22 protein-coding genes and 1 pseudogene are annotated in these 24,014 nt (G+C 70.1%); 12 read left to right on the top strand and 11 right to left on the bottom strand.

The window, feature by feature from the left end; all coding sequences use genetic code 11:
* Positions 1–421 precede the first annotated feature (421 nt).
* The 4 genes and pseudogenes from J4709_RS28005 to J4709_RS27990 form a co-directional block, all read right to left on the bottom strand.
* Entirely contained in the window at positions 422–886 is a 465-nt protein-coding gene (locus J4709_RS28005; RefSeq protein WP_208244779.1) for a hypothetical protein, read from the bottom strand.
* 510 nt (positions 887–1,396) lie between these two features.
* On the bottom strand, positions 1,397–4,111 hold the full coding sequence (locus tag J4709_RS28000; RefSeq protein WP_208244778.1) for an ATP-dependent DNA helicase: 2,715 nt from the start codon (positions 4,109–4,111) through the stop codon (positions 1,397–1,399).
* A gap of 440 nt (positions 4,112–4,551) precedes the next feature.
* Complete coding sequence (locus J4709_RS55760; protein ID WP_208244777.1) at positions 4,552–5,892, bottom strand: tyrosine-type recombinase/integrase; 1,341 nt, start codon at positions 5,890–5,892, stop codon at positions 4,552–4,554.
* Positions 5,893–6,250: 358 nt separating this feature from the next.
* Positions 6,251–6,370, bottom strand: a pseudogene (locus J4709_RS27990) (FkbM family methyltransferase); the annotation flags it as partial.
* Positions 6,371–7,014: 644 nt separating this feature from the next.
* On the opposite strand from J4709_RS27990, the gene J4709_RS27985 reads away from it, so the two are divergent.
* On the top strand, positions 7,015–7,389 hold the full coding sequence (locus J4709_RS27985) for an MmcQ/YjbR family DNA-binding protein (RefSeq protein WP_208244775.1): 375 nt from the start codon (positions 7,015–7,017) through the stop codon (positions 7,387–7,389).
* 142 nt (positions 7,390–7,531) lie between these two features.
* Here the strand turns inward: J4709_RS27985 and J4709_RS27980 are convergent, their stop codons facing one another.
* Together J4709_RS27980 and J4709_RS27975 are read right to left on the bottom strand one after the other, a co-directional pair.
* The gene (locus J4709_RS27980; RefSeq protein ID WP_208244774.1) at positions 7,532–8,062 is read right to left on the bottom strand and encodes an ASCH domain-containing protein; all 531 of its coding nucleotides are present in this window, start codon (positions 8,060–8,062) and stop codon (positions 7,532–7,534) included.
* 676 nt (positions 8,063–8,738) lie between these two features.
* On the bottom strand, positions 8,739–10,514 hold the full coding sequence (locus tag J4709_RS27975) for a hypothetical protein (RefSeq protein ID WP_208244773.1): 1,776 nt from the start codon (positions 10,512–10,514) through the stop codon (positions 8,739–8,741).
* 283 nt (positions 10,515–10,797) lie between these two features.
* Between J4709_RS27975 and J4709_RS27970 the strand changes: the two genes are divergently transcribed.
* Both J4709_RS27970 and J4709_RS27965 read left to right on the top strand, forming a co-directional pair.
* On the top strand, positions 10,798–11,301 hold the full coding sequence (locus J4709_RS27970; RefSeq protein WP_208244772.1) for a hypothetical protein: 504 nt from the start codon (positions 10,798–10,800) through the stop codon (positions 11,299–11,301).
* 98 nt (positions 11,302–11,399) lie between these two features.
* A complete protein-coding gene (locus J4709_RS27965) occupies positions 11,400–11,765 on the top strand; it encodes a hypothetical protein (RefSeq protein ID WP_208244771.1) in 366 nt (121 codons plus the stop codon).
* Positions 11,766–11,840: 75 nt separating this feature from the next.
* Here the strand turns inward: J4709_RS27965 and J4709_RS27960 are convergent, their stop codons facing one another.
* Together J4709_RS27960 and J4709_RS27955 are read right to left on the bottom strand one after the other, a co-directional pair.
* Positions 11,841–12,383: an anthrone oxygenase family protein gene (locus J4709_RS27960; protein ID WP_208244770.1), complete on the bottom strand. Its 543-nt coding sequence runs from the start codon at positions 12,381–12,383 to the stop codon at positions 11,841–11,843.
* On the bottom strand, positions 12,380–13,126 hold the full coding sequence (locus tag J4709_RS27955) for an SDR family oxidoreductase (protein ID WP_307801612.1): 747 nt from the start codon (positions 13,124–13,126) through the stop codon (positions 12,380–12,382). The genes J4709_RS27960 and J4709_RS27955 overlap by 4 nt, the downstream gene beginning before the upstream one ends.
* Before the next feature lie 136 nt (positions 13,127–13,262).
* On the opposite strand from J4709_RS27955, the gene J4709_RS27950 reads away from it, so the two are divergent.
* Positions 13,263–14,171: a LysR family transcriptional regulator gene (locus tag J4709_RS27950; protein WP_208244769.1), complete on the top strand. Its 909-nt coding sequence runs from the start codon at positions 13,263–13,265 to the stop codon at positions 14,169–14,171.
* A 6-nt stretch (positions 14,172–14,177) separates the two neighbouring features.
* Here J4709_RS27950 and J4709_RS27945 read toward each other — a convergent pair whose 3' ends face one another.
* Both J4709_RS27945 and J4709_RS27940 read right to left on the bottom strand, forming a co-directional pair.
* Positions 14,178–14,888 carry a hypothetical protein gene (locus tag J4709_RS27945; protein ID WP_208244768.1) on the bottom strand — a complete coding sequence of 237 codons (711 nt, stop codon included), beginning with the start codon at positions 14,886–14,888 and terminating at the stop codon, positions 14,178–14,180.
* Positions 14,885–15,184 (bottom strand): PadR family transcriptional regulator, encoded by a 300-nt coding sequence (locus tag J4709_RS27940; protein ID WP_208244767.1) that lies wholly within the window; start codon positions 15,182–15,184, stop codon positions 14,885–14,887. The genes J4709_RS27945 and J4709_RS27940 overlap by 4 nt, the downstream gene beginning before the upstream one ends.
* A 67-nt stretch (positions 15,185–15,251) precedes the next feature.
* Between J4709_RS27940 and J4709_RS53670 the strand changes: the two genes are divergently transcribed.
* From J4709_RS53670 to J4709_RS27930, 3 genes are read left to right on the top strand one after another with little or no spacing between them, the layout of a single operon-like run.
* Positions 15,252–16,187 carry a hypothetical protein gene (locus J4709_RS53670; protein WP_232384136.1) on the top strand — a complete coding sequence of 312 codons (936 nt, stop codon included), beginning with the start codon at positions 15,252–15,254 and terminating at the stop codon, positions 16,185–16,187.
* Positions 16,175–17,095 (top strand): ABC transporter ATP-binding protein, encoded by a 921-nt coding sequence (locus tag J4709_RS27935; protein ID WP_232384135.1) that lies wholly within the window; start codon positions 16,175–16,177, stop codon positions 17,093–17,095. The genes J4709_RS53670 and J4709_RS27935 overlap by 13 nt, the downstream gene beginning before the upstream one ends.
* Complete coding sequence (locus J4709_RS27930) at positions 17,082–17,879, top strand: ABC transporter permease (protein ID WP_208244765.1); 798 nt, start codon at positions 17,082–17,084, stop codon at positions 17,877–17,879. Before J4709_RS27935 ends, J4709_RS27930 begins: the two co-directional genes overlap by 14 nt.
* Here J4709_RS27930 and J4709_RS27925 read toward each other — a convergent pair.
* Positions 17,876–18,424, bottom strand: coding sequence for a hypothetical protein (locus J4709_RS27925; protein WP_208244764.1), 549 nt, complete (start codon positions 18,422–18,424; stop codon positions 17,876–17,878). The genes J4709_RS27930 and J4709_RS27925 overlap by 4 nt on opposite strands.
* Before the next feature lie 99 nt (positions 18,425–18,523).
* On the opposite strand from J4709_RS27925, the gene J4709_RS27920 reads away from it, so the two are divergent.
* The 5 genes from J4709_RS27920 to J4709_RS27900 are packed head-to-tail and all read left to right on the top strand — an operon-like array spanning position 18,524 to position 23,997.
* Positions 18,524–19,207 (top strand): response regulator transcription factor, encoded by a 684-nt coding sequence (locus J4709_RS27920; protein ID WP_208244763.1) that lies wholly within the window; start codon positions 18,524–18,526, stop codon positions 19,205–19,207.
* Positions 19,204–20,487, top strand: a complete 1,284-nt coding sequence (locus J4709_RS27915; RefSeq protein WP_208244762.1) for a sensor histidine kinase — start codon at positions 19,204–19,206, stop codon at positions 20,485–20,487. Before J4709_RS27920 ends, J4709_RS27915 begins: the two co-directional genes overlap by 4 nt.
* A 57-nt stretch (positions 20,488–20,544) precedes the next feature.
* Positions 20,545–21,681 (top strand): hypothetical protein, encoded by a 1,137-nt coding sequence (locus J4709_RS27910; RefSeq protein WP_208244761.1) that lies wholly within the window; start codon positions 20,545–20,547, stop codon positions 21,679–21,681.
* Positions 21,682–21,694: 13 nt separating this feature from the next.
* Complete coding sequence (locus J4709_RS27905) at positions 21,695–22,504, top strand: hypothetical protein (RefSeq protein WP_208244760.1); 810 nt, start codon at positions 21,695–21,697, stop codon at positions 22,502–22,504.
* The gene (locus J4709_RS27900) at positions 22,501–23,997 is read left to right on the top strand and encodes an NADH-quinone oxidoreductase subunit NuoF family protein (RefSeq protein ID WP_208244759.1); all 1,497 of its coding nucleotides are present in this window, start codon (positions 22,501–22,503) and stop codon (positions 23,995–23,997) included. Before J4709_RS27905 ends, J4709_RS27900 begins: the two co-directional genes overlap by 4 nt.
* Positions 23,998–24,014: the final 17 nt, after the last annotated feature.

Here is a 24,014-nt window from a genome sequence, read left to right as displayed (position 1 = left end):
GCGTACGTCGCGCTCGGTTTTGCCCCACACCGCGCTGATGTGTCGCTTCGAGTCTCTGAGCGCCTCGAAGCGATAGGCGGGTGGCCGACGCACCGATCCAGCTTTAAGTCGCTTCCCCCGCTCACCACTGGAGACACCGCTGCCCTCTCGGAGACGGGCATCGATGTGCCTTTGTCTTCGAGTCTCGGCACCAAGTGCTTGGAGGCTTCGTCCACCATCCGCAAAACCCAGTAAATCACGCTTCCGATGCTGGGAATGGCGCGTTGACGAAGAGTCGTCCCGAAGCGGAGGAGCAGTGAACAGACCGTGGCATAAACGGATGAGTAGCGCTCCGATGATGCAGAGGTGTCGGCGCCTACTCCATGGCGGAGAGAACCTCAGCCGGTCCACCCTCGAAGAAGGCCCTCGCCCCGGCAAGATGTCAGGAGGGGACTACTTGCTGGAGCCTCTGCAGAGCAAGCTCAAGGTTCGTGGAAATTTTTTTCAGAACTTCTGAAGTATATGGGTAGATGTCATCAAAAGCTGAGTCGGTCGATATTGGTTCAAGAGAAGCGTCACCGTGATACCTATTCAGGAAGTCCGCGATGATCTTACGGTCATCGAGCGGAAGCGCCTGGAATGGATCACGCACCAAATAGTCGTGAGCCCGGGTCAGGTGGATGAAGCTGCATCCGAAGTCGTACACGATACTGGCCCAACCATACTGGCTCTCCACAGCACGGACCATCTGCCGATCCCAAGCAGGCCATCTCATGCCGGACACTGACTCAGCGATGATGCGAGATCTGTCAGCGTCGGACTGGTCGAGCAGGTAGTGCACACGGATCAAGGAGTCAAGCTCCTGCCGGAGAATTCCGACGGCGATGGACCGCCAGTCACGCTCCACCGCTACGGCCATAGCTTGCCGATGCTCGTCGGAACGTCGCCGAGCTTGGCGGCAAAAGACGTCAACGGGCTCGTCGTTTAGTGCGCCCATGACAAGACCCTACCGGTGAACGAGAACCTGGGCGCGACATTCTCGTGGCCGATCCCGGCCGCATGGTCAGGATCGCAACGTTGCAGCTGCCTACATCTAGATACCTCGCTATGAACTTCTCCAATGAGCCTTAAGGGCAGGGCGATGACACGGCCGTTGGCGCCCAAGGCATGCCGTCATGCCGGGCTGCTCACGCCTTTTCGTCGGTCCACCGTACGATTACCGAGCGTCGCACCTCTTGCAGCCATCGGACGTACATCACCACATGCCCGCCGCACCTGCGACACTTCGCTTACATCCAGGCACAAGACTAGACCGACCATACACGGCAGCAGATGTTCTCACTGGTAAACATTGCACGGCTATCCCCGTCATGAACCACCGCCATTCGGAGTCTTCTACCTGCCCCATACCCCCGACTCACGAAGAACGCCGTGACTTGGCAACGGGCGTGAGTGAACGACGGTTCGAAAGAAGCGCAACATCCTTTGCACTCGCATCCCGCTTGAGCTTTTTAAGCACAGATTGCTGTGTTTCTGGTGTCCAGAAAATCTTAAGCCTCTCCCGGGCCCGAGTGATGGCCGTGTAGAAGATGCTGTGCGTGATGTCGTCCTCGTTGGCATCGGTGATGACGATCTTCACCGAGTCGTACTCGAGGCCCTGAGCCTTATGGATCGAGACCGCATAGGCGACTTGGAAAGGCACGGAGGTATTAAGCGAATCGTCGTCTTCATTGCTGGTGTCGTAGTCGTAGACCGAGAAGCGCACGGTCGAGCCCTCGACCCACTCCAGCTCCCCGCCGTAGACGTCGATCTCGGTGAGGGGTCGGTCCAGCTCGACTACGAACCGGATCTGGCCTCGATCGTGGTCAATGTCGACGATCCGACCCTTCAGATTGTTGTAGATCACCGGCCGAAATCGTTCGATTTCATTAAAAAGGACAGGATCGCCGACCTTGTAGGTGGAGGCACGCCAGGTCGTTGCTGGGTTCGGGTTACTGCTCTGGAGGAATCGGTTGACATTGTTGATGCCGTATAGCCCGTCATAGTTCAGGCATAGGATGATCTCGTCCTGACGCTGAGCCTCGAATAGAGACTTATCGAGTACGGTTGAGTAGTGGTTTCGGGCGATGACCTCAGCGATATCTTCCTCGATGTTACGCACCTTGCCCCAGAAGCCCAGGAGCTGCTCGCTCCTAGTTCGGAACGGTGTCGTCAGCTCGAACACCGAGGTGCTTGGGATAAACGAACGGATGACGCTGAACCAGTTGCCGAACTGGATCGACTCGATCTGGTAGACGTCACCGACGAGGACGAGCAACTTGAAGGACGTCTTCTCCAGCACCTTGAGCAGGTCAGAATTGCTTACAGTGCTGCACTCATCGATGACAAGAAGGTCATACTCCAGATCCGAGGCGGTCCGATATATTTGGCTGCTGATCGTCCGGAAGGTCGAGTCCTGAGCGGTGACCCTGCGCTTGAGGTTGTCGGTCGCCGGGTGGGTGTGAGCCAGGAAGAGCTTGGTCTTGTCATTGAAGTAGTTCGCGATGTGGTCGACCATCGTTGACTTGCCCGTGCCGGCCGCGCCGTAGATTAGAGCCACTTTCGACTGACCGAAGAGGAGTTTGAGGGCGTCTCTCTTGGCCTCGTCATCGATGCCGCGAGGCGCTTCATCGAGCCAGTGCTCGACAGCCGTCGTGTAGCCATCGATCCCACTCGAGGCATACTCCTGGAGTTTCTCGACGATGGCGACTGTGTCGTCCTCGTACCCGCGGATGAAGACGTGGCCTTTATCCTGCAACAGCTCGCGCTCGGTGTGCTTGTAGTAAAGCTTGTCGTTGTGGGTGGCGATCAGCTTGGAGACGTCTCCGAATTCCTCAAGATCGGTGGCGGGTGTGTAAAGCGATCCGTGGCGTTCGAGGTTGTTTCGCACTCGCCGGGCGAGCAGCTCGTGATTCCGACCGGTCGAGTCGAGGCTCTCAGCGAGGTCCCAGTAACGCGGATTGTGCCCTGGCAGCGAGGTACAGAAGGGCATTTGGTCGAACGGGATGCAGCCGTAAAGCAGGTTAAGCCCGGAAAGAGGGTCGCAGCTCTCCCAGCCGTACTGCGGCCTGAGAATCCGGTTGTGCATCCGAAGCATCAGGTAGCGGATGACGTTGTGTCCCGGAGCGGCCGATCGCACGATGCGGCGTGCCTCGTCCAGCACAGGGAAGATCTGTGCGTTGGTGATACCGGCTGTGCCCTTGGCCTTAGTCGCCGCGTATTTGTCGTCGGGCATGTCGATTAGGTCGAGCAGGTTTCCCGAGCCGGCTGTGAGGCCGCGCATCAGGTACTCGTACTCGACGGAACTGGCTCGAACGTTGGTGGTGATGCCCAAGAGGCGCGCGAAGTTATCGAACTCGCAAGGTCGGATTGACACCTCCCATTTACGGATGAGTGTGATCGGCATCGTCTGATCGAGGACGTCGATCGAGTCACGCTGGAGCGTCAGCATGGCCGAGTATTTATCGGTCATGTCGATGTCGGTGAATGCTATGAGGCGGTCGAACTTGCTGATTCGATTGACGGCTCGGTAGAAGGTAACCTCGTAGTAGATACGTCCGCTGACGAAGAATGGGCGCGTCTTGTGGATGTAGTAGCGATCTCGCACTCCGCTACGCGATCCTGCCGAACGGAGCGCCTCGATTCTGGCAGCGATCTTTTTGTGGTACTCGCGCAGCGACGGGTCGAGATCAACCGGGAACGACTCCAGGTTTGCCAGTACGGCGATCCCGCAACTTTCCCATAGCAAGGTTCGGATGCGCAGAAGGTACTCATAATACTTGAGCATCAGGCGCTCCGAGGAGTCCCCATCCAGCGTGTAGTGCGACGCGCTGATCTGGAGGAGCTTGTGGAATTTTCCGAGGAAGTTCAGCTTGCCACTGGCCTTGACGAATTCGAGTCCTGGATCGATTGCCGCGTATTTGTACTCAGAGTCATCCCTGCCCACATGTAGACGAACAGCGACTCCTTCGACCAGGTTCCGGATCTGAGCAAGGACGTTCTGAGACAATAGAGCTCGTTGATCCGTCAGCGATTCAATATTTCCACAGATCGCCTTATCCACGCTCTGAATGTGCTCAATGACCGTGGTCATATGCTTTCACCTCCTATTCCAGCTGCGGTTCCGTCCATTTGCCCGCTCTGCTCCAAGTCGCGCCAGTTCGACATGAGGACGGTCATCATGGTCTGGAACTGCTTGCCTCGGTCACGGTACTGATGTGCAGCAGCACTTGGACTTGACGGTCGAGAATACCCCAAAGCAGGGCGTAGGACCCTCGAAACGGTTCGCCCGCATCTCCATGTGTCAACTCCGACTCCGATGGAACCACTTATTACGGACTAGATCAGCGCCATGAGCGCTGAGGTTGTCGGACCCACGGACTCTGGTGCCCGATCTTATGGACGAAGTCGGTGGTGGCAGCGCCGATTGGGAGAACCCCTGCGGCCAGCTAAGTAGACAGCCCTCCCGACGGGACTGCCTGAAAGTCTGTGGGTGAGCTGTTGATCAGCTTTCAGACAGTCCCGTCGCGGCTATCACGTGCCTGACCTGCTCCGAGTTCTGGCTAGGGCTTCTAGGGCTGTCTCGTCGGCGTCGGGGAGGGTGTGTAGGTAGCGCTCTGTGGTGGCGATGGAGGCGTGGCCTAGGCGTTCTTTGACTATCTGGAGGTCGGCGCCGCCGTTGAGGAGCCAAGAGGCGTGGGCGTGGCGTAGGTCGCGCATGGTCGGTCTGAAGTCGAGGCCGGCGGCGGTGATGGCCGGGTACCAGATGTTGCGGCGGAACCAGTCGTTGGGGATGTGGCCGTCCGTCATGCGCGTGCGGAGGGGGCGCGGGTTGTCCTTGCCTCCGGCGCGGCGGGCGGCCCGGTAGAGGGCGAAGGCTCCGCGGCAGTAGTCGCAGCGGCATCTGCCGGCGGTGTAGCCACTGAGGGTTCCGTGGTTGTAGGTGCGGCCCTTGTCGTTGGGTTCGGTGCGGCCGAGGGTTGCCGGGTCGGGGATCTCGGTGATGCGGGCGCGGGGCTTGTCCTGGGGCGGCATGTGGAAGAGGAGGTCGTCTCTGGTGAGGCGCGCCGCCCTGATGTGGTCTTCGAGCTTCTCGGCCATCTGGGCGCTGAGCTTGAAGCGGCGGTACTCCTTGTCCTTCGGGTAGTCCTTGACGAGGAAGTGGCCGCCGTCCGGGTGGAACTTCGGGTTGAGCTCCACCACCGTGCGGCTGACCGTGAGGATGCGGGTTCTGAGGTTGAGGTCCTTGGGACGCAGCTCGCTGAGCTCGCCCCAGCGGAGGCCGCTCTCGATCTCTGTTTCGGTGAGGATTCGGAAGGTTCCGTCGGGCAAGGCGTTGTAGATGTCGTCGAACTGCTCCGGTGTGACGATCTTGAGCGGCTTGCGGACGACGGGCGGGGCCTTCACTCCGCGGCAGGGGTGGAGGAAGGTGACCTGGTCTTCCAGTGCCGTGGTGAAGATGGCACTGAGGATGATTTTGGTGCAGCGGATGGTCACGGGCTTCATGCCCTGCTTCTTGAGCTTGGCGATCCAGGCTCGGACGTGCTCGGGGAGGATGTCGACCATCCGCATGCGGCCGAACTCCGGCATGATGTGCTTGTAGATGGTGTAGGTGTAGCCCTCTCGGGTGCTGGCCTCCATCTCATGGTTCGGGAGCCAGGTGTTCTCGACGTAGTCTTGGAAGCGCTGTCTTCCGCGTGCGGGTTCTCCGGTTCTTCCTTCTGAGACCTTCACTTCGGCGCGTTGCCATGCTTTTTCGGCTTCCTTCTTGCTTGCATAGGTTCCGGCCGATCTCCGCTGGCCCCGGATGTCGTCGTAGTAGGCCGTGTAGCGAGGCTTGCCGTCCTTGCCTACTCTTTTGCGTGTCTGCCCCACGGGGCTTCGCACCTCCCAGGCTTGATCATCTGACCCTCATTTGACCCCGGACTATGTGTGACGGCGTGATCCTGGCCATCACTCACTGACAACGAGGCAGGCCATCCACCTGGGACTTTACCGCGAAACGGTGTTGGGCGCGCGTCTTGGTATGTGCAAGATCATCGGTTCGGGATGAAAAAGTCGTGGGTTCAAATACCACCACTCCCCGGCTTGTCGTCACGCGCGTAGAAGTGATTCAGCCCGTCGAACAGCGTCAATTCGTACACCCGCCCGCGAACACTCCCGGCTCCCACTCGTGATGGCTGGGACGCGATATCAACGGCACTATCGCTTCGACCACGATCGCCCGCGGTCGTCACGCTGCCAGATCCGCCGAGGCCAATACGGACGCCTCGGGCCCCTCGACGTCCACCTTCAAAAGATCGAATCCCGGCTGCGCGTACTCCGACAGCACCGACTCCAGCCGCTGCACCTCGACGCGTAGCTCCTCACACCGTCAACCATCGGCAAGGTGCAGCGCCGGTACGTGCCGGTCGAGCGTGCTCAGACCACCGCCGCATATCTTCCCTGGCCCAGGACAAGAAGCTCGGCACAGCAGGCTGCTCCCCGATCGCTACGCCAACATCACTTCACCGGCCGAGCAGCCCGCAATCTCTCGAAACGCTCGGGCAGCGGCTCAATGTTCACCCGTGCCAGCCAAGCCGATCCACCAGGTTCTTGGTCAGCGGCCCCTGGACCGGGTTCCTGGACCGACGTCCGGGAAGAACCCACAATGCCGGTCACCGAAGGCCCGCATGAGCACGAGGTCCTCAACGTTCCCGCCATACGCGATCAGATCGCATCCAGCCGGCAGGTTCGGCCTCATGCCGCCAAACGTACGTCGCCCTCGCTTCGCCCGACGCCACGGATGGCTAGCTGGGATTCTGAGCAACTTGGAGCGCAGCGGGCCAGCGAACCGTACGGATCCAGTTCGCGCGCTCACGAGGGGAGACGGCGGGGCAGGGCGCGGAGGGCGGCATGGGAGTGGCTCCGGGCCGTCGATCACCCCTCGAGCCCCCTTGCGGTTTGTGGGGCGATAGCCTGCTCGTGTGCAGAAACCGGTGTCTGGGAGCGGTCAGGATGGCTGACGCCGAAGACGTTCGCCGGTTGGCACTTGCGCTGCCTCATGTGGTCGAGATCGACAGCGACGGCTTCGATTTCCGGGTCGGTGGCAAAGGGTTCGTCTGGTCCTATCCCGAGCGCAGACCGGGTAAGCCGCGCGTCATCCGGACCGACATCGCCGTCCTGTACGTCGGCGACGAGGCAGAGAAGCAGGCGTTGCTGCTCGGTGAGCCGGAGCGCTTCTTCACCACGCCCGGCTACGACGGGATGCCTCTGGTCATGCTGTGGCTGGGCGAAGTGGACCTCGACCGTCTCGAAGAGCTCATCACCGACGCCTGGCGCATGCGTGCGCCGGACACGCTCGTCGGCGACCTCGACGGCACAGCCGATTAGTTCAGCACAGATACAGGATGAGCTGAGCCGGCCGGGCCCGAGGCCGCAGTCAGCCGTCTCTGCGCATTTACGGCCATGGTCCTTCTAGTATCTCCCCCAAGGTCGGACAGCCCGGTCGCTTGGGCGGACCCTACGAAGTAGGTCATTCGGTCAAGGAGCGTAGGTAGGCCGTGAGGGCCTTGCCGCGCGGGGAGAGGCGGTAACCGGTCTCCAGGCTTTCGGTGAGGCCGAGGGCTTTGAGGCGGCGGACGTCGGCCTTGAAAGGGAGTTTGTCGCGGCCCAGGTGTTCGGCCAGGTCCAGGGCGCGAAGGCCGGGGTGTTCCTCGATGAGGCGGAGAACCTCGCGGGTCCAGGGGGCGCGGCGGCTGCGGGTGTCGATGGCGTCCAGGGCGGCTTTGAGGTCGGCCAGTTCCTGGTCGGTCAGGTCGGCGTTGGCGGCCAGCTCCGATCGGGGGTCGGGCCCGCCGAGATGGAGCATGACGCGGTGGTAGCCGCCCTGTTTGGTGCTCTTGGACAGGGCGGTGAGCAGCGCAGCGCGATCTTGGAAGCCGGAGCGGAGGGCGTCCTCTTCGGTGATCTCCTCAGGGGTGACGGCCGTGACCGAGTCGATGACGATGATCCCCGCCCAGGTGCGCTGCGTGCTCCCCGCGTGGACGCGGGGCTCGGCCCACAACCCGGAACACCCGGTCGATCCGCCCGCCCGCGATCCCCTCAAGGACCTCTCGCCTGAACAGCATCGTTGCCTCCCGGTGATAAGCCTTCCCCTTCTGCAATCTTCTTCGGATGCACGCGGGAAGGACACGAGGTTCGCCAGCCGGTCGCATGTGCGAAGCAGTGCTCTTCACGCCAAGCTGGCGGACTTCCAAGGTGGCAGATGCTCCGCGGGGCTGAAACGCCTACATCGTGGCGACCGGTCCTGCCGGTGCTGACGCCGACCGTCCCGAACGAGTGAGGGGGGCAATCCCGGCTCCAGCAGCAGCGGTTGGTACGGACCAGATCGTGGACAAGCGGTCGGGGGTGGGTCGATCTCGGCTCCTTGAATCTCTCACTCGGCAGGCTATTCAAGGAGGAATCAAGCGCCTCTGCGCCGGTTACGAGGTTCGGTGGGTTCCGGTCTCGTTCGCTGAGCTGCTGGTCGTTGCTGGGTTTCGGGGATGCGGGTGGCGGCCTGGCCGGAGATGCGGACGGTGGCGGCGAGGTCCGGCGGGCGCGTGTTGAAGGCCGACGGGGGCGGGTCGTGGCTGCCCGCCGAGTTGGCCAACTCGGCGGGCAGCGGAGACGCGGTGAGGGGCCGCGTGCGCGGCTGGTGGTAAGGCGGCGGTTGCGACGTGGCCCCCAGGACTGCACCTCTACCAGCGGGTGGGCTTCTTGTAGACGAGTCCCAGCTTCTCCGCTCCGTCCTTGCTGCCGCCGATCATCTCCGCGACCGACTTCGGGTCGGTGTGCCGCATCGAGGCGATGACCTCGGCCGCGACGGTTTCGGGGGCGCGATCCTTCACGTCGATGACCAGGCCGAACTGGATGGAGGGGTCCTCGAAGGAGCCTCTGCGTGCGGGGTGGCCGAACGTCAGGCGGGCGGTGTCGAAATCTCGCAGCCAGGCAGTGGACCATCCTGGCGCACAGTCCCACCGGCCAAGGATGGTCGGGTCGGCGCGGAGTTCGTCTTCCACCAAGCGGGCCACGGTCCGGGCCGGCCATTCCCAGCCATGGTCCTGCTCGGCTCGGGCGATCTCCCGGTCGTACTCCGCCGCGTCGAACCGCACGTCCGGCGGTGGGTCGCCGGCCATGGACGAGCGCCAATCCCTCCAGACCACCTCGGCCTCCTCGCGGACGATGGTGGTGTAGAGGCCACCGCAGCAGCCCTCGGTGCAGTACGCCTCGGCGAGCATGACCTCCCTCGGTTCGCTCGTGGCCCTGAGCTGCACGAGCCCTTCAGGGCTTTCAGCGGGTCCCTTGTCGAACGCGGACGCGACGACCGGCATCCCGTCCACCATGACCCTGGCCTCGACCTGTGCGAAGCCGACCGGGTTCGGGTCCGGCACCACGACGCGGATCGCGAACTTCTCTTCGGGGATGTCGTTGCTCGCCAGTTCGCCGAGGACCCAGGTCGCGCGCCGGGCCTCGATCGGGTCGCTCGAACGCGCGCTGTGGTGCAGCATCTCCGCCCATTGCGGAGAGCGCAGCACGCGGCTGATCGTCTCGATGAGACCTCGGCGAAGCGTGCCGGCCACCGGGGCCGCGGGTCCCGTGCACAGGTCCTGAGCGACCATGGCCAGTGAAGCGGCTCGCTCTAGTGTCGGCGGTTGGCGGTCCGCGAGTTCGACCCACCGCTGATAGACGACGGTGGCGTCCCGGTATCTGCTGATCTCGGACTGGTAGTTGTGGGTGCTGGTCATCGCGAGCAGGAGGTTCGCCGCGTGATCCCAGAGGGCGTCGTCCACCGCCGTCAGGCCGAGTTTCTCGGCCAATCCGTGCCACTCGGCCAGCTTCCGTGCGCGCTCGCTGGACAGCAGTTCCCTGGGCGTCGACAGCACCCAGTCCCGCACCACGGGATCCTCATTCCCGGACAACGCCTCGGCGGCCGCGACCCGAATACGGGTTCGCGAGCGTTCGGTAAGCCAGATGAGGTGGTGTTCAGCGCCGGGAACCTTCGCCAGAACCTCTACGGCGAGACGGTCGGCGAAGGACAGCAGTCCGACGGTCTGGACGACCGGAACATCGTGCAGTTCGGCATTTCCGCACAGCAGGCTCAGTCCGACGATGACCGCGCGACGATCCCAGCCGTTCCTGACGAGCCACCGGGCCGCATCAACGAGCCGCTGCGAAGGTTCTGGCGCGAGCTCGTGAAGGACGCCGGTCGCATCCATGGTGGTGACCGCCAGGCCGGTGCATCGATCGTGGAGATCTGCGGCCGTCAAGGACGGGTCGTCGATGAATTCTCGCAGGACGGCGGCGAGGGCGGCCTTGCGCTCGCGGACCCGGACTTCGGGGTGGTCGCCGCGATCCGGCCAGGGACGGCCGCCATCGGGCAGCGGGCCGTCCGGGTTCAGCCGAAACAGCCGCCGTGCGTGTTCGTACAGGGAAACCGGGCGGTCGAGCGCGCTGCGCTCGTTGGCCACGCTCACCGGCCGGGGGAACACTCGATTCTGTTCGTCATGATCGGAACAGTACACAGGCGCCGGCGCGGTCCGCCACCGCGAATGGGCCCCGAGCGAGGCCCGCCCTTTCAGTGGGCGCGAACATTCTTGGGGGTTCGGGCGTCTTGACGCTGGGTTCTGGGGGTGGGTTCGGGGGGTCGGGGGTTGGATTGATCACGGAGGCGGGAGACAACTTCGGGTGGTGGGGGTCGCATCTCACTTGGCACAGCGCGACCAGGGAGGTTGCGCGGCGAGGACGGGAGCGGGACCCATGCGGAAGATCGTGATCGGCGGGGTGGCGGCGGCGCTGGCGCTGGGGCTGACGGCCTGCGGGAGCAACGGCGGCGGCGCCGCGGCGGCGCCGGCCTCGCCCGCCGGCTCGCCGACCGCGTCCAGCGAGCCCACGCAGACGCCGGACGGCCCCTCGACGCCGGGCGCCTCCACGCCGAGCGAGCCCTCGGCGCCGAGGAGCACGGGCGCTCCCGTGGTTCGGCACACGCCGCTCGCCCAGCCGGGCGGGCAGCAGGTCAAGTCGAAGTGGGGAACCCTGCGCTACCTGGCGCCGGGCAAGTTCCTCGTCGGGAACATCGGCTTCTTCGTCGCCAACGACACCGTCCTGCAGGTCGCCGGGGGGACGTGCCCGGACGGCAGCACTCCGTCCGACGACAGCAAGTGCTCGATCGACGGGCTCGACGAGTGGGTGCAGGCCGCGCCGCACAACGCCGTCGTGCAGTTCTCCGGGCAGGCCGCCACGCTCATTCGGGAGACGCAGTAAGGCTGCGCCGGGTGTGACGCGGCGGCCCCTGTGGTCGAAGGGGCCGCCGTGGAGTTCGGGCGTTGTGCTGGTGGGGCCTGGGCGGCAGGGTTCAGAGCGTGGCTCTTTATGAGGAGTGGGAGGATCGGAAGATCCTCAGGGTTCGGGGTGCGCGGGTCGTCGAGGTCAGGGCTGCTCCGGCGTTCTTTCTTCGGCTCACCGGTGGATTGGTTCTTGAGTTCGGCGGGCCGGTGCTTCATACGCTCGGGCCTCGCGGGGAGGGATCTGCGGCTCCTCGGTCGCTCGGGGAGTTCTCAGATGAGGAGTTGGCGGGGCTTGTCGGGGCTTCGCCGTTGTCGTGGGTCGTTTTCGACGGCGGGGATCAGCGGATCGTCTTTTCCAATTCGTGGCATCTGACCTTGGAGGCGGAGGCCGGCGACTCGTGGAGCTTGGAGCTCGGTGATGGGTCGCGGCTACTCGAGTAGGCCGCTGTGGCGGAGGCCGGTGGAGCGGGTCCGGTTTCTCCCGCAGGCTCATGGGGGTGCGTTTTCACAGCCGGGTCAGTGCCGCTGGTCGCTGATCTGTGCGGCGGCGCGGGGCTCGGCGGTGCGGTGCGTGCCGTAGGCGAGCAGGGCTCCGGCGAGGCAGGCGAACGCGGCGGTGTGGAGGAGGGCGCGGACGATGTTCCAGGTCACCCACCGGCCCTCGAACTGGTCGCGGACGGCGTGGAGGTGCTTGATGTGGTGGGGGTCGCCGGCCTTGGCGAGCTGGTCGTTGAGGGGGACGTTGACGCCGCTGGTGACCGCGAAGGCGACCAGGTAGAGGACGAGGGCGGCGATCAGCCAGGGCAGGGCGGGGCGGCCGTGGCCGCGCCAGGCGAGGAACGTGGCGAGGCCGATCAGCGGGATGGAGCCCATGAAGGGGAGCATGAAGGCGGGGTTGAGGATGGCCTTGTTGATGGTCTGCATCGCCTCGACGAGGGTCCGGTCGGACGACCGTCCGAGGCCCGGCATGACCGCGTAGGCGAAGGCCGCGAACAGGCCGGCCATGAGGCCGGTGGAGAGGGTGGCGGCAAGGAGGGTGCCGGTCTGCAGGAGTTTCATGCTGCGTCCTTCGTGTTCCAGATGCCGGTGGCGGCGGTGTCGCGGGCGTAGTCGGTGAAGTCGCGGGGCGGGCGCCGGAGGACCTGGCGGACGCCGTCGCCGAGCGGGGTGCGGCGCCCGGAGGACGCCGGCGCCGGGACGAACGCGATGTGCCGGCCGGTGGCCTCGGCGATGGCGGCGACGGCGGCGGCGAAGGTGAGGAGCCGGGGTCCGGTGAGGTCGTAGGTGCGGCCGCGGTGGCCGTCCTCGGTGAGGACGGCGGCGGCGGCGTCGGCGATGTCGGCGGCGTCCACGAACGGTTCGGCGGCGCCGGCGGGCAGCACGACCTCGCCGTTCAGGACGGGGCCGAGCAGGGGGCCTTCGCTGAAGTCCTGGGCGGGGAGGGCGGCGCGGAGCACGGTCCAGTCGGCGCCGGAGGCGGCGAGCGCCCGTTCGCGGGCCTGCGCTTCGGGCTCGCCGCGGGCGGACAGCAGGACGAGGCGGCGCGCGTCGGACGCGACGGCGAGCCGGGCGAACGCGCCGATCGCCGCGGGGGCGGCGATCGAGGGCCGGCCGGCGATGCAGGCGGCGTGCACGCCGTCGAGCGCCGGTGCCCAGGTGGCGGTGTCCGTCCAGTCGAAGGGGACGCCGCCCGACCGAGAGCCGATCCGGACGCGCAGGTCGCGGCCGGTCAGCCGTTGCACGATGCGGCGGCCGATCTGGCCTGTCCCTCCTAGGACGAGCGTCATATCATGTGTGATCACAAGGGTTTTTCCTCTGATTCGGAAGTGAGAGCCGGGGGCGTCCCGGCCATGTCTCGACTCTCGCGCCTGGGCGATTCGCGAACAACGCCCGATCTCGCAAGGATCGTTAACCGGTGGGTTATCGAAGGGGGAGCGGGTGGAGCGGCGCGAGATCGAGGTCTTCCTGACGGTCGGCGAGGAGCTGCACTTCGGCCGCAGCGCCGAGCGGCTGCACGTCTCGGTGGCGATGGTCAGCAAGACGATCAAGAAGCTGGAGCGGTCGGTGGGCGCGGCGCTGTTCGACCGGACCAGCCGCCGGGTCGCGCTGACCCCGATCGGGCGGCGGCTCTACGACGACGTGCGGCCCGCCCACCAGCAGATACTCGACGGTTTCGAGCGGGCGGTCGCGGCGGGGCGGGGCGTGGACGGGGTCCTGCGGGCGGGGTTCCTCGGCACGGCCGTCGCGCAGTTCGTGCTGCGGGTGGCGGAGGTGTTCCAGGCCCGGCATCCGGCGTGCCAGGTCCGGATCCAGGAGAGCCGCTACGCCGACGGGACGGGCCTGCTGGACGACGACGTCGTCGACGTCCTGCTCATCGCGGCCGCCGGGTCCGGTCCGGACCTGGCGGCGAGCCCGGTGCTGTTCCGCGAGCCGCCGGTGCTGGCCGTCTCGGCGCGGCATCCGTTCGCGCGCCGCGACGCGGTGTCCGTCGAGGATCTCGCGCGCGACAAGGTCCTGCGTCCGCGCGGCATCCCGGCCGAACTGGACGCGCTGTCGGTGCCCGCGGGCACGCCCGGCGGCAGGCCGATCGAGCGGGGGATGGAGTTCGGCACGGTCCAGGAGATGTTCGCCCTGGTCGGGGCCGGGCGCGGCGTCTTCCCGGTGCCGCGGCACGCGAGCCTTTACGACTCTCGGCCGGACGTCGTGTACGTCCCGATGTCGGACGGGCCGCCGTTCGAGTGGCGGCTGGTCTGGCGGGCGGCCGCGGAGACCAACCGGATCCGGGCCTTCTGCCAGGCCGCGGCCGATCTCGTCGCGGAGGAAGGCAGCCCGTTCCCGGCCGCCTGACGGCTCCTAGGCCCGGGCGAGGTCGCGCGCTGTGGCGAGGGCGGCGATCGCCAGGGCGGCCAGGGCGAGGGTGGCGGGGACGGCGGTCGTGGCGCTCTGCGCCGCCGCCGCGGCGAGCCCGGTGCCGGTGAGGGCCAGGGCGGCGCTCAGGCGGCGGGCGGACGGGGCCGTCCCGGCGCGGGCGACGAGGGCGCAGAGGCGGTGGGCGATGAAGGCGAGCGTGGCCCAGTAGTAGGCGAGCAGCGCGACGGCCACCGGGGCGGACGGTGAGGCGAACACGCCGCTGCGGGCCGTCAGGATCAGGGCCAGTACGGCCGCCGCGGGGGCGGTCAGGGTGCGGACGGTCTGGACGGCGAGGCGGCGCAGCGGCTCCCACCGCAGCGGCGGGAGCGGGGCGGCGAGGGCGGCGCCGAGGAGGATCGGGGCCAGCCACAGGCTGGTCGCGGGGTGGGCGGTGTCGGCGGTCAGCGTGCGCGACGGCTCGATGGCGCGCAGCAGCAGCGTCGACAGGGCGAGGATCGCGAAGAGGGCGACGGCGACGGTGCGGCGCGTCTGCCCGGCGCGGGTCTCGGGCCAGTCGGTGGGGTGGAGCCAGAGGCGGGCGGCGCCGGCGAGGGTGTCGGGCCAGGCGCGGGCGCCGGTGTCGCGGAGGGCGTCGTCGATCTCGGCGCCCCAGCGTTCGCGGACGGCCGGCGGGTAGAGCGCGGACGCCCTCATGCCGGGCCCAGCGCTCGGAGCCCCGCCTGGGAGACGCGGGCCATCTGCTCCAGTTCGGCGCGGAGCGCCGCGCGGCCGGCGTCGGTAATGCACATGGTGCGGTGGCGCCCCTCGGACGCGCCGTCCGACGGGCGGATCAGCTCGCGGGCCTCGAGCCGGGACAGCGCGCCGTAGAGGCTGCCGGGGCCGAGCTTGCGGCCGGTGAGCTCCTCGATCGCGGCGTTGATGGCGTAGCCGTGCAGGGGCCCGTCGGCGAGGACGGTCAGGACGAGCATCTGGGCGTCGTTGCTGTGCACGCTCCTGATTGTAGTACGAGACGCGTTGCTACTTGCCACGTAGTACGAGGCGCGTACTATGGCGGCCATGGAACGGACGCGACCACCGCGCGCCGTACTGGCGGGCCTCGCCCTGGCCTGCCTGTTCGAGGCGCTGACGGTGCTGGAGACGCAGGACCGGGAAGTCCGGGCGGCGAGCCCGTGGCAGGACGACCCGTACAACGCGGCTGTATCGCTGGCCCAGTTCGCGGTGCCGATGCTCGCCGCGGTGATCGCGCTGCGGCTGCTCGCGTGGCGGGCGCCGGGCGGCCCGGACCGGGAGCGCCAGACGGTCCGGGCGGCGGGCGCGCTGACCGCGCTGGTCGGGCTGACGCTCGCCGCCGAGTGGGCCGGCGTCGCGGCGGTGCGCCGGTCGTGGACCGGGCGGACGTGGGCCATGGTCGCCGGGCTCGCCGTGATGTCGGCGTGCGCGGTCGCCGTGACGGTGATGCTCGCGCGGTGCCGCGGGACGCGGCCGCGGGAGCGGTGGCGGCACGACTGGCTCGGCGACGTCCTGCTGGTCGGGCAGCGCCTGCCCGTGCTGCGGCGGTGGGCGACACCGGCCGCCGCGGACCGGGTGCGCGACCACGCGACGGCCGTGTTCGCGCTGGCCAGCGCCCTGGCCGCTGCGGGGATCGTCGGCGGGATGGTCGCCGGCGAGCACTGGACGGACCCGGGCCTCATCGCCTGGGCGTTCGCCGTCGAGTTCGCGTCCAACCTGGCGTTCTGCGTGATCGGCAACGCGGTCGCCGGGTTCATCGCCCGTCCGGAACGGCCGCGGACGCGGCGCGCCGGCGAGGCGTCGCTGGTGGCGGGATGCGTCGCGGTCCAGGTCGCGGTCGCGTTCCACGGCGAGCTGTGGCCCTCGGCGTCGGTGGCGGACCTGGCCGTCCTCACGCTCGGCGCCGGGGCCGCCGGCGCGGCCGCCACGAGCGCTCTGCTCATGGCGAGGTTCATGGCGAAGGGGAGGCAATGGCAACGGTGATCAGTGCGAGCGGGCTGTCCAAGCGGTACGGGCGGCGGCAGGCCGTCGGCGGGCTCGGCTTCGCGGTCGGGTCCGGGCAGGTCTGCGCGCTGCTCGGCCCGAACGGCGCCGGGAAGACCTCGACGATGCGGATGCTGCTCGGGCTGTCGAGGCCGGACGCGGGTACCGCGACGATCCTCGGCGAGCGGGTCGGGCTCGGGGCGCCGGTGCTGCGGCGGGTCGGCGTCCTGATCGACGGCCCGGCGTTCGTCCCGCACCTGTCCGGGACGGCGAACCTGAAGCTGCTGTGGGCGGCGACGGGCCGGGCGTGGCCGCCGCCCGCGCTGGACGACGCGCTCGGCCTCGCGGGCCTCGGCGCGGCGGTCGACCGGAAGGTCAAGGGCTACTCGATGGGGATGAAGCAGCGGCTGATGCTCGCGCAGGCGCTGATGCGCGCGCCGGACGTGCTGATCCTCGACGAGCCGGCGAACGGCCTGGACCCGGCGGAGGTGCGGGCGCTGCGCGAGCGGCTCGCGCAGGCGGCGCGGGACGGCGCGGCGGTGCTGGTGTCCAGCCACCAGCTGGCGGAGGTGCAGCAGCTCGCGACGCACATCGTGGTGATGAACCGCGGGCGGCTCGTCGCGTCGGGCCCGCTGGAGGAGCTGCTCGGCGGCGAGGACGCCTACCGGGTCGAGGTGGACGACACCGCGCGGGCGGCGGAGGTGCTGCGGGCGGAGCGGCGCGTCGCCTCGGTCGCCGTGCAGGACGGGCGGCTGGTGGTGACCGCGCCCGGGACGCCGCCCGCCGCGCTCGTGGAGGCGCTGGTCACGGCGGGTGTCGGCGTCATGTCGGTGACCCGGGCGGACCGGTCGCTGGAGGAGGCGTTCCTGACGATGACCGAAGGGGAGGGCGAGCATGCTGCGCGTTGAGCTGAGGACCCAGCTGCTGCGGATCCGCACGCTGGTCGCGCTGGCGTTCCTGGCCGCGGTGCCGGTCATCGCGGGGCTGGCGACGGCGTCGCGGGCCGGGCGCCGCAACGGGAACCAGGGCGGGCTGTTCGGCGCGTCGGGGTTCTCGGCGCTGAACCACGCGATGGCGAGCCTGGAGTTCATCGGCCCGCTGCTGCTGCCGATCGTGGTGGCGATGCTGGCGGGTGCGATCGGCTCGTCCGACCGGGACTGGGGGACGCTGCGCTACCTGTACGTCGCGCCGGTCGGCCGGGCGCGGCTGCTCGCGGGCAAGTTCGGCGCGGTGGTGGTCATCACGGCCGCTTCGGTCGCGTTCGTGCTGGCCGGGGGCATGGTCATCGGGCTGGCGGTGTTCGGCTGGCACCCGTTCCGGATCATCGGCGCGCCCGATCTGTCGATGGGCGACGCGATCGGGCGGGTGCTCGCGGCATCCGGATACACGCTGCTGTGCATGCTCAGCATCGCCGCGATCGCGTTCGCACTGGGGCTGCTGCTGCCGCGCGGCGCCGAGGCGCTCGGCGCCGCCGTCGCGTTCGTCGTCGCGGCGAGCATCCTGAACGGGTCGCCGGTGCTGCGCGCCGTCCAGCGCGTCCTGCCGGTGCACTACTGGCAGGACTGGACGCACCTGTTCGACCCGCACGGGACGGCCCGTCTCGGCACCGGGGTCGTGTGCCAGGTCGCCACGATCGCGCTGGCCGCGGCGGTGTCCGTGCTGGTCCTGCTGCGGCGCGACCCGGCCGCCTAGCCCCCGCCCGGGTAATGGCGGTGCGGGTACCGGGTGCGGTGGTCGCCGTCGCGGCGGTCCACGCTGACGGCGGCGGACGGGCGGTCCGCGTGGCAGGTGACGGTCATCGTGACGAGCCGGGCGGACGACTGGAACCGGACGAACACCGGCCCGGGCGGCGTGCGGTTGCTGGCGCCGACGCTGAAGTTCTGCGCGGGCGTCCAGGAGACGAGGAAGGCGGCGCCGCGCTCGCAGCGGGCGACGACGTCGCCGGCCTCGGAGGCGAGGTCGCTGATCGCGGTGGTGACCTGCCGGGTCACGGTGACGGTCGGGGCGGGACGGGGCGGGTCGCGCGGCGGCGGTGAGGACGGCGCGGGCGCGGGCGGCGGGCCCGGCGGCGTCGCCGGTGCGGCGAGCGCGGCGTCCACCTGGCCGGGCGTCATCGGCTCGACGCCGCGTTCGGTGATCCCGGTGCCGACGGCGGAGATCGCCGCCATGCCGGCGCCGACCCCGAGCACCGCGGCCGCCGACCAGACCGCGGCGGCGAGCACGCTGTGCTTGGACATGCGCGAACTGTTCCAGATCGATGGCTAAGGTTCGGTTAAGCCGCCATTAAGGCGTCTATAGGTCCCTTATCGGCCGCTTTCCCGGTCTAGCGTGGCGCCGTGGCGCAACTGTTGCTGGTGGAGGACGACGCCGAGGTGCGCAGCAGGCTCGTCCGCGCGCTGGGCGAGCGCGGGCACGCGGTCGCGTCCGCGCCCACGGGCATGGACGGCATCCGCCGGGCGGTGGGCGCCCGCCCGGACCTGGTGATCCTCGACCTCGGGCTGCCCGACCTGGACGGCGCGGAGGTGCTGCGGATGCTGCGCGCGGTCAGCTCCGTCCCGGTGATCGTCGCGACGGCCCGCGACGACGAGCGGGAGATCGAGCGGATCCTGAACGCGGGCGCGGACGACTACCTGGTGAAGCCGTTCGGCGCGGGGCAGCTCGACGCGCGGGTGCGGGCGGTGCTGCGCCGGGCGGAGGACCCGGGCGCGGCGGCGCGCGAGGTGCGGGTGGGCGGGCTGCGGATGAACGCGGCGGCGCGCGAGGCGGCGCTGGACGGGCGGCCGCTGGAGCTGTCGCCGAAGGAGTTCGACCTGCTGCTCTACCTGGCGTCGCGGCCGGGGCAGGTGGTGTCGAAGCGGGAGCTGCTCACCGAGGTGTGGCACGTGCCGCTCGGCGGGGCGAACAAGACGATCGACGTGCACGTGGCGTGGCTGCGCCGCAAGCTGGGCGAGTCGGCCTCGGAGCCGCGGTACCTGCGGTCGGTGCGCGGCTCCGGCGTGAAGATCGTCGACCCGTCGTGAGGCGGCACATCACGCTGCTGGTGGCCTCGACGGTGGTGCTGGTGCTGGTGGCGTTCCTCGTCCCGCTGGCGCTGCTGGTGCGGGACGTGGCGCGGACGCGGACCCTCGCGGCGGCGAACGTGCGGGCGCAGGCGCTCGCGCCGGTGGTGGCGGCGGGCGACCGGGGGACGGTCGAGGTGGCGCTGCAGCAGACGGCGTCGAGCGGCTACCCGATGACGGTGCTGTGGCCGGACGGGAGGTTCAGTGGCGCGCCGGCCGGGCGGGACGCCGGGGTGCGGCTCGCGGAACGGGGCCGGAGCCTGACCGTGGACACGCCGGGCGGCCGGGAGATCCTGGTGGCGGTACTCGGCGGCCGGGGCGGGACTGCGGTGATCCGCGCGTTCGTCACCGACCGGCAGATGTTCGCGGGCGTCGGCCGGGCGTGGGCGATCCTGGCGGGGCTGGCGGCGGGCCTGCTGGCGGTGAGCGTGCTGGTCGCCGACCGGCTGGCGCGGTCGCTGGTGCGCCGGATCACCAGGCTGGCGGCGCTGGCCAAGGGCATCTCCAGCGGGGACCGGGACGCGCGGATCGAACCGGGCGGCCCGCCGGAGATCCGCGACGTGACGGTGGGGCTGAACGAGCTGGCGGGGCAGATCGACGCGCTGCTGTCGCGGGAGCGGGAGCAGGCCGCGGACCTGTCGCACCGGCTCCGCACGCCGCTGACGGTGCTGCGGCTGGAGGCGGAGACGCTGCGCGACCCGGCGGAGGCGGGCCGGATCGGCGAGCAGGTCGACGTGCTGGAGCGGACCGTCACCGAGCTGATCAACACGACGCGGCGGCCGGTGCGGGCGGAGGCGCCGTGCACCGACGCGACGGCGGTCGTGGCGGAGCGGGTGCGGTTCTGGTCGGTGCTCGCCGACGAGCAGGACCGGCGGATGGACATGCGCATCCCGTCCGGGCCGTTGCAGGTCGGGGTGCGTGCGGAGGACCTGTCGGCGTGCCTGGACGCGCTGCTCGGCAACGTCTTCGCGCACACGCCGGAGGGCGGCGGGATGGGGGTCGCGCTGGAGGCGCGCAGCGGCGCGGTGTACCTGACCGTGGACGACGCGGGCCCGGGTTTCGGCGGGCGGCACCTGCTGCGGCGCGGGGTCAGCACGGCGTCGTCGACGGGGCTCGGGCTGGACATCGTGCGGCGGACGGCGGAGGCGAGCCACGGCAGCCTCCAGCTCGGCGAGTCACCGGCCGGGGGCGCGCGGGTGATGGTCCGTTTCGGCGTGCCGCCGCGTGACGGGGCGCCTTAGCCGACTCTTAACCCGTCCGAAGCGCCGCCTTATCGGGTGAGCCGCGACCCTGGCCGGGTGATGTCCCCTCCGCGGTCCGGCGGCGGCTCCGTCCTGCCGCTGGCCAACCGCATCGTGCGGCTCGGCGGCGCCGGCGCGGGCGCCGTCCTGCTCGTGCTGTGCGCGGTGGTGACGCAGGCGGTGCAGTCGCCGCCGGGACGCCCCGCGGCGGCGCCGGAGCCCGCGTCGAAGCGGACCCGCCCGGCGCGCCCGCCGCGGGGCGCCAAGCCCGCGACGACCACCGCGAAGACCGCGCCGCTGGTCCGGACGGTGCGCACCGCGGTGCTCCGGCAGCGGTCGGCGATCGCGCGTCGCGAGTTCGGCGGCCGCGCCCCGGCGGCGCCGACCGTGCTGCTGTCGCGGGCGGACGCGGCGAAGGGCTGGGCGTTCGGCTCGTCGGTGCTCGCGCCGCCCGCCGGGGTGGACGCGCCGCCGGACGCGTCGCTGTTCATCGCCCGGCATGTGAAGACCGGCTGGCAGGTGTCGGTGACGGGCGCGCCGGCGTTCGCGGCGTTCGCGCGGAGCGCCCCGTCCGACGTCGTGCCGGACGGCGAACGCGCGCTCCTCGCGAAGTACGGGAAGGCCGCCGTGAGCGGGGCGGCCACCGGACTGGAGCTGCCCTTGGGGCCCGGTAGGCCGTGGACGATGCGGCCCGCCGGCGACCCGAGGGCGATCGCGTTCGCGGGAGGGGACGGCCGGGTCCTCGCACCCGGGCCCGGCCGTCTCTACCGGCTGTGCAGCCGCTCCTCTGGGCACGCGATGCTGCTGCTCATCCACCCGAACGGGCTGGCCTCGACGTTCTCGCGGCTGTCGGCGCCGACGGCGGTGAAGGACGGCGGCGCGGTCCGGGCGGGCGCCTACCTCGGGACGACCGGGCGCGGGCTGCCGTGCTCCCCCGGCCAGGCGGCCGGGCCCGCGTCCGTGGTGTTCGGGCTGCTGTCGGGCGGGCGCCCCGCGGCGCTGAACGGGGTGCGGATCGGCGGCTGGACGCTGCAGGTCGCGGCGTCGGGCCGGGCCGTCGCGGCGACCCGCTCCGGGGTGCGCGTGCGGCAGGGCGATCCACTGCCCATCCTTGGCGGCGGCGCGGCCCCCACCCCCGCGCCGTCGCCGTCCCCCGCGTCGCCGTCGGCGTCCCCGCCGCCGGCGGCGACGTGACGGGGAGGCGCGCGTGACCGCCGCGTCGCCGCCGCCCGTCCGGGTCCCCGCGGGCCACCGGACGCTGAAGATCGTGCTGATGGCGGCGGGGATCGCGGCGGCGGTGCTCGCCGGCCGGACCGCCGGGGCGGCGCGCGCCCTCACCGCCGCGCACGCGTTCCTGGAGTTCTTCGCCGGCGTGTTCACGCTGGTCGGGCTGACCGGCGCGGTCGTGTTCGGGCTGCTCGCGGCGGCCCGCTTCACGCCGATCCGGCTGCGGATCCTCGCGCAGTCCGGGCACCGCGCCGCCGCGACACTGTCGCTCGCCTTCCTCGCCGTCCACATCGTGCTGAAGGTGCTGGAAAAGCACGCGACCGCGCTGGACGCCGTGCTCCCGGCCGCCGGGTTCCAGGGCCACGGGCTGATGGTGAGCCTCGGGCCCGTCGCGGGCGACCTGATGGTCCTCGCGGTGCTGACGGGCGTCGCGCGCGGCCGGTTCATCGGCGCCGGACGCGCCTGGACGTGGCGGCTGCTGCACCTCGCCGTGTACGCGTGCTGGCCGGTCGCGCTCGTCCACGGCCTCCAGGCGGGGCGCGCCGCCAAGAGCTGGGTGGTCTACAGCTACCTGCTGTGCGCGGCGGCGCTCGTGCTGCTGGTGCTGGTGCGGCTGGCGATCGCGTCCCGGCACCGCCGCACGACCGGGCCCCGGCCGGTCCGTCCCGCCGCGGCGGCGCGTCCCCCCGCCCGGCGGCCCGCGCCCGCCGCCGAGGCCCGCGTCCCCGACGAGCAGTTCTGGGCGGACCTCAAGGACGAGGCGCGCCGCTGGTCCAGGAGCCGCCCATGAGCACCGCCTTCACCACCGACCGCGCGTACCGGCTCACCACGCTCGGCCCGCCGCGCCTGTTCGCCGGCCTCGACCGGACGTCCCGGCTGGACGCCGCCGCGCACCGGCTCGTCCACCCGGTGCCGCGCGGGCTCGCGTTCCGCGAGCTCGCGGCGCTCGCCGAGAGCGCCGACCTGCGCGGCCGCGGCGGCGCCGCGTTCCCGTTCGCGCGCAAGCTCGCCGCCGTCCACCGGTCGGCGCAGCGCACCGGACGCGACTGCGTCGTCCTCGTCAACGCCACCGAGGGCGAGCCCGCCAGCTCCAAGGACAAGGCCCTCCTCGCGCACGTCCCGCACCTGGTGCTGAACGGCGCGTTCCTCGCGGTGCGGGCGCTCGGCGCGCGGGACCTCGTCATCGGCGTCACCGACGACGGCCTGGCCGCCCGGTCGCTGCGCCTCGCCATCGCCGAGACCCGGCTGCGCGACCGCGCCCGCGTCGTCCGGCTGCCCGAGCGGTTCATCACCGGGGAGGGCGGCGCGCTCGTCCGCGGCGTCAACGGCGAGACGCCCATCCCGCCCGGCCAGAAGGTCCGGGCCGCCGACAGCGGCGTCGACCGGCTCCCCACCCTGCTGTCCAACGCCGAGACGTTCGCGCAGCTCGCCGTCCTCGCCGAACTCGGCACCGACGGGTACCGCGCCGCCGGCACGCCCCGCGAACCCGGGACCGTCCTGCTCACCGTCACCCTCCCCGACGGCGGCCACATGGTCGTCGAGACCCCCGCCGGGGTGCCGCTCGCCGACGTGCTCCGGCACTGCGGCACCGACGCCGGGCAGGGCGTCATCGTCGGCGGCTACCACGGCGCCTGCCTCACCCCCGAGCAGGCCGCGCAGGTCAGGGTGTCGCGCGAGTCGATGGCGGCGGCCGGCGGCGCGCTCGGCGCCGGGATCGTCGTCCCGCTGCCCCGCGACACCTGCCCGCTCGGCGAGATCGCCCGCGTCGCCGCGTACATGGGCGCCGAGTCCGCCGGGCAGTGCGGCCCGTGCCGGCTCGGCCTGCCCGCGATCGCCCGCTCCGTCGCCGCGCTCGCCGCCGGCACCGCCGGGGACGAGGCCGTCGCCGCCGTCCGCCGCGGCAGCGCCACCGTCCGCGGCCGCGGCGCCTGCAAGCACCCCGACGGGACGACCCGCTTCCTGCTGTCCGCGCTGCGCGCCTTCGACCGGGACGTCGCCGCGCACCTCGACCGGGGCGGCTGCGGCCGCCCCACCCGCCGGTTCCTGCCCGTCCGCGGCGAGGAGCCGGCCGAGGCCGAGCGGTCCCCGCACCGGCTCGCCGTCGACTGGTCCCGCTGCGCCGGGCACGGGCTCTGCCGCCACCTGCTGCCGGACCTCGTCCGGCTCGACGAGTTCGGCTACCCGGTCATCGCCGGCGCCGCCGTCCCCGCGCGGCTGCTGCGCGACGCCGTCCAGGCCGCCGAGATGTGCCCGGCGCTCGCGCTGTCCGTCCGGAGCGCCTGAACCCCCCGGTCATGAGG

The organism is Actinomadura violacea, assembly GCF_017573465.1.
Classification (GTDB): Bacteria; Actinomycetota; Actinomycetes; order Streptosporangiales; family Streptosporangiaceae; genus Spirillospora; species Spirillospora violacea.
The sequence above is the reverse complement of the archived record's forward strand: the minus strand, read 5'-3'. Positions and strand labels throughout refer to the sequence as shown.

Bases quoted from the DNA above. Each gene is read 5' to 3' on its own strand.
- J4709_RS28000 (WP_208244778.1), bottom strand. From the start codon at position 4,111: ATGACCACGGTCATTGAGCACATTCAGAGCGTGGATAAGGCGATCTGT.
- J4709_RS27985 (WP_208244775.1), top strand. From the start codon at position 7,015: ATGGCTGACGCCGAAGACGTTCGCCGGTTGGCACTTGCGCTGCCTCAT.
- J4709_RS27970 (WP_208244772.1), top strand. From the start codon at position 10,798: ATGCGGAAGATCGTGATCGGCGGGGTGGCGGCGGCGCTGGCGCTGGGG.
- J4709_RS27960 (WP_208244770.1), bottom strand. From the start codon at position 12,383: ATGAAACTCCTGCAGACCGGCACCCTCCTTGCCGCCACCCTCTCCACC.
- J4709_RS27945 (WP_208244768.1), bottom strand. From the start codon at position 14,888: ATGAGGGCGTCCGCGCTCTACCCGCCGGCCGTCCGCGAACGCTGGGGC.
- J4709_RS53670 (WP_232384136.1), top strand. From the start codon at position 15,252: ATGGAACGGACGCGACCACCGCGCGCCGTACTGGCGGGCCTCGCCCTG.
- J4709_RS27935 (WP_232384135.1), top strand. From the start codon at position 16,175: ATGGCAACGGTGATCAGTGCGAGCGGGCTGTCCAAGCGGTACGGGCGG.
- J4709_RS27930 (WP_208244765.1), top strand. From the start codon at position 17,082: ATGCTGCGCGTTGAGCTGAGGACCCAGCTGCTGCGGATCCGCACGCTG.
- J4709_RS27925 (WP_208244764.1), bottom strand. From the start codon at position 18,424: ATGTCCAAGCACAGCGTGCTCGCCGCCGCGGTCTGGTCGGCGGCCGCG.
- J4709_RS27900 (WP_208244759.1), top strand. From the start codon at position 22,501: ATGAGCACCGCCTTCACCACCGACCGCGCGTACCGGCTCACCACGCTC.